Raw genomic sequence first — 3,935 nt, forward strand, 5'->3', positions numbered from 1 at the left:
TCACAGGCTCGGTAATCTGCGGCGTTCTGGGTTATCTGGTGCTTCGGTTCGCTCCATCGCAATCGCCAGCGAAGGCCGTTCGCGCTTCATAACTCGGCGTCGGTTCGGGTCCGACGCTGGCGGTTGAGGGGTGCGCAAGCCTGTGACAGACTGTCGAGCCGAGACGAAATCAGCCCAAAGGCCAGCGTCCCGTCACAAGTTAGAGGTCGTATATGGCAAAGGCCCGCCGCGCCTTCCTGGTTCCCCACCTGCTGCGCTACCTTCTGACCGGCATGCTGGCGCTGCTGCCGCTGTGGGTCACCTTTCTGGTTTTCAATTTTCTGTTTTCGCAACTGCATCGGCTTGGGCGACCCTGGGTGCTCGCGCTTTCGCGTTCGGCGCACGTGGCGATGCCAGACGTGTCGCTGTTCCTGCTCGAACCGGAATTCGAAACGGCGCTTGCGATCGTCATCGCGCTGATCGGGCTCTACCTGCTTGGATGGGCGACGACGCGAGTTGTCGGCCGACGCCTGATCGCGGCCTTTGGGCGGATGATGGAGCGGATTCCGATGGTCAAGGCGATCTACGGCGGCACGCAAAAAGTGCTGGCTTCGTTCCAACGCCAGCCCGAGCAGACTCAGCGGGTGGTTCTGATTAACTTTCCGTCGCCCGAAATGAAAGCCATCGGTTTCGTCACGCGCATCCTGCGCGACGCCAACGATAATCGCGAGCTGGCGGCGGTCTATATACCGACTTCACCCAACCCGACTTCCGGCTACATGGAACTGGTGCCGCTCGATCAAGTAACCCCGACTGACTGGACCATGGACGAAGCGATGAGCTTCATCTTCACCGGCGGCGTCAATGGGCCGGACATCGTTCATTACCGGGAAGGGTCGAAGATTGCCGTCCCGACCAGCGCGCGCAAATCCGGCGTTAATAACGATAAATAGCGGCAACTCCGGTAGTCGTCGGCATTTTGTCCGGGGGCACGACGACGACTTCGCCGCCCATTGCGAGTGTGGTTTCGGCGAGGTCATCGAGCAAATCATCGACTTCCGGATCGGCGAGGCGGTCACGCGCGATATCGCCCGTTGCGCGATCGAACCGTCCGGCAATCTGGCGGCCGGCTTCGACCAGCAGCTTGGCTACTTTACCCGTCGCCGCGGCTTTGGCGGCAGCGGCCAGATCGTCGCTGCCCAAGTCGTGCGCGCGCGCGGAACCAAACTCCTCGACCAGCCGTGCAAGCCGCGCATGGTATTCCGGTTCGACGACTCGCCACGCACGGGCGCGCAGTTCATCGAGCGTGACTGCGTCGGGATTTATCCTGATTCCATCCGCCATCAGAAACGGGTTGTGGCTGACCTTGTGGAACGCGGCGTGGTGCTCCGTCAGGGCGGCCAGAATCAGCGGCAAGCCCGATGGGCGCGAGTGGTGCTCGAGAATAGGGCGATCGACAGCGCGGAAGAATCGTTCGCGGTCGATATCGACCTCATCCTTTTTTCCGCCATGGCCGTGATACATGCCCGGCTCCCCTCGCGACGCGCTTGGGCCGCCCGAACCCATTCCATAAGACGATGCGGTCAGGCGCGGATCGGTGAGTTCCTCGCCCAGCGCGTCGGTCAGGGTGCGCGGCACACCATCCGCCAGATCGACCTCATCGAGCGCGTCGCGCGTGCCCTGATACAGCTTGATCTCGTCCTGGGTTACCGCCAGCATCTGGTAGCGCTCGGCCGATTGCAGAATGCGCAGCAGTGGTTTTGCGTGAAAGCTGTCGGCGACGATCGCCAGTTCGGGCACCGGCCGTTGCAGTCTGAAGATCTTGAAGAAATCCCGCGCGCCCAGCACTGCAAGTCCGTCGAGCGTGTAATTCCAGAAATCGACATCGTCGGCGAGCGCGCGAAAGCGCTTGAGGAGCGGCGCCATATCCCGCGCAGCGTGGTGCTGTTGCAGGGATTCCTCGATCTTTTTCAATAAATTACCGTAGCGAATAGCGTCCTGGCGATTTTCCGGATACGTGCGGTGCGTCGGCTGGTAGAGCGACAGGCACGGCGGCTCGCGACGAGCCAGAATTTCCTTCAGGGAATCGTTGACTGGTTCATCCATTTCTTTCTCCTCTGGAGTTTTTGACAGGCAGGGCGGGGAGTGTCGATAAGCTTGCCGTTGCCGCCGACTGCGATGACGCGCTCCAGCAAAGGCATCTTGCTTACAAGCATCCGCGATGCTTGCGGCTTTAAATCGCTTTCAGGCGTCGCCGGGTTCTCCCCGGATCGTTGCGCGTCCGTGTTTATCCTTGAGCTTGCCTAAAAGACTTTCGAGCGATCGTTTGAGTTTGTCGCAGGCGCCGCCGAACGCTTCGTCGATCGTCGCCGCCTCATGGCTTACCGCGAGCGGCGGACGACCTGCCAGCCGCGCTTCGATCAGGCAGCGCTTGTCGCCGCCGCCGGATTTTGCTTCGCTGTTCTCATCGCTCAGATGCACTTCGACGCGGGTAATCTGGTCGCTGAATCGGCTCAAGGCGTCGTCAACCTCGGCTTCGACCCGGCGAGCCAGTTCGACGCGGCCCGCGATGTGATCGTCGGTATTGACCTGAATTTGCATTACTGAGATCCTTTTATCAGTTAAGCGTTCAAGCCTGAGCAAGAACGGCTCCAGTAAGCGGGAGTCTTCTTGCCCGCGCAAGCGGAATCCGTTTTTGCGCAACGAACCACGTAGCAGCCCGCTATCCGGGAACCTGGATTCCACTTGCGCGGGAATGACATGGGTCGGATTGTTCATCTAACCCCAGACTCATGACGAGCCATTCGACTTTCCGCTCGTCGGCGGGACGACGCTCGGAAGAATTAACCGCGCAATTGTAGTTTTTACCTGCTTTTGTTGCGTCTGATTTCTTGATTCGCTTCTGCCGCGGACACCCGGTAATTCTCGTCGAACCGTTTAGAGTGACTTCATGTGCGCGGTAATACCATGGTGATACTTACTCGATACATTCTCAGCATGGCTTCCGTTCCAACCACCCTTGAAACTTCCGCCGGATTAAAAGAGCGTGTCGCGTCGATCGAAGAGGGCACAGGAAAAACGGCGCACGCTTTCATGCTCGAAGCGATCGAGCAGCAAACGCGCAATGCCGAAAAACGAAAGCAATTCATTGCCGACGGGCAAGCTAGTCATCTCCTAAGGACACTCGGGGTATGTCGCGCTCTACCATTACTACGAAATGCCTGAGGACGAAGCAGGCGGTGCCGTCCTCATTACAACAATTCGGCATCAGCGAGAGTCGGGGGACGTCGATTAGGAAACGACATCGCTGGAAGCGAAGATGATTCTCGGTTGCTTTGAAGCGGCGAGAAAAAAACAGGCACCGCGGGGCGCCTGTTTTTTAATCTGATGTCAGGATTACAACTAACCTTGCATGCTTGCCCCCAACTCCTCCCGTTTCCGCTCCAGCTCCTGCGGCACTTTCCCGCTGAATTTGTCGAACATGTCCTTCTGCGAAGCGAGTTCGTTTTTCCAATCCTGTTCGTCGGCCGACATCACCTTGCCGAATTGCTGTTCATCCCAGCCGCTCATGCCTTTCCAGTCGAGATCGGAATAGCGTGGCGCCATGCCAAGCGCGCTTTTCACCGCCTCGGCGCGGCCATGCACGCGATCGACGATCCATTTCAGAACGCGCATGTTTTCGCCGAAGCCGGGCCACATGAATTTGCCGTTCTCGTCGGTGCGGAACCAGTTGACGCCAAAAATGCGCGGTGGCTTGGACAGCGTCTTGCCGATCTTCAGCCAGTGCTTGAAATAATCGGCCATGTTGTAGCCGCAGAACGGCAGCATCGCCATCGGATCGCGGCGCACTTCGCCCATGGTGCCGGCAGCGGCGGCCATCATTTCCGAGCCCATGCTGGCGGCCATATAAACGCCCGATTCAAAAGAGAAAGCCGCGCATCCGAACAGCCGCTTTG

The 3,935-nt window shown here is 59.0% G+C and carries 5 protein-coding genes; 2 read left to right on the forward strand and 3 right to left on the reverse strand.

The genetic code is table 11. The features are described from left to right. The first annotated feature begins 212 nt into the window (after positions 1 to 212). Entirely contained in the window at positions 213 to 932 is a 720-nt protein-coding gene (locus H0V78_06705; GenBank protein ID MBA2351469.1) for a DUF502 domain-containing protein, read from the forward strand. On the opposite strand, the gene H0V78_06710 is transcribed toward H0V78_06705, so the two are convergent. Continuing rightward, positions 916 to 2,085, reverse strand: a complete 1,170-nt coding sequence (locus tag H0V78_06710) for a hypothetical protein (protein ID MBA2351470.1) — start codon at positions 2,083 to 2,085, stop codon at positions 916 to 918. The two genes, H0V78_06705 and H0V78_06710, sit on opposite strands and share 17 nt — an antisense overlap. Positions 2,086 to 2,223: 138 nt before the next feature. Continuing rightward, on the reverse strand, positions 2,224 to 2,580 hold the full coding sequence (locus H0V78_06715) for an HPF/RaiA family ribosome-associated protein (GenBank protein ID MBA2351471.1): 357 nt from the start codon (positions 2,578 to 2,580) through the stop codon (positions 2,224 to 2,226). A gap of 396 nt (positions 2,581 to 2,976) precedes the next feature. Here H0V78_06715 and H0V78_06720 point away from each other — a divergent pair, with 396 nt between their 5' ends. Beyond that, complete coding sequence (locus tag H0V78_06720; GenBank protein MBA2351472.1) at positions 2,977 to 3,204, forward strand: hypothetical protein; 228 nt, start codon at positions 2,977 to 2,979, stop codon at positions 3,202 to 3,204. Positions 3,205 to 3,381: 177 nt separating this feature from the next. Here H0V78_06720 and H0V78_06725 read toward each other — a convergent pair. Continuing rightward, a partial coding sequence (locus tag H0V78_06725) for a phosphoenolpyruvate carboxykinase (GTP) (protein MBA2351473.1) occupies positions 3,382 to 3,935 on the reverse strand: 554 nt, incomplete at its 5' end.

It is taken from the genome of Burkholderiales bacterium (assembly GCA_013695435.1).
Lineage (GTDB): Bacteria > Pseudomonadota > Gammaproteobacteria > Burkholderiales > JACMKV01 > JACMKV01.

What these genes read in the sequence shown, in the direction of transcription:
- H0V78_06720 (MBA2351472.1), top strand. Translation starts at nt 2,977, where the DNA reads ATGGCTTCCGTTCCAACCACCCTTGAAACTTCCGCCGGATTAAAAGAG.
- H0V78_06705 (MBA2351469.1), top strand. Translation starts at nt 213, where the DNA reads ATGGCAAAGGCCCGCCGCGCCTTCCTGGTTCCCCACCTGCTGCGCTAC.
- H0V78_06710 (MBA2351470.1), bottom strand. Translation starts at nt 2,085, where the DNA reads ATGGATGAACCAGTCAACGATTCCCTGAAGGAAATTCTGGCTCGTCGC.
- H0V78_06715 (MBA2351471.1), bottom strand. Translation starts at nt 2,580, where the DNA reads ATGCAAATTCAGGTCAATACCGACGATCACATCGCGGGCCGCGTCGAA.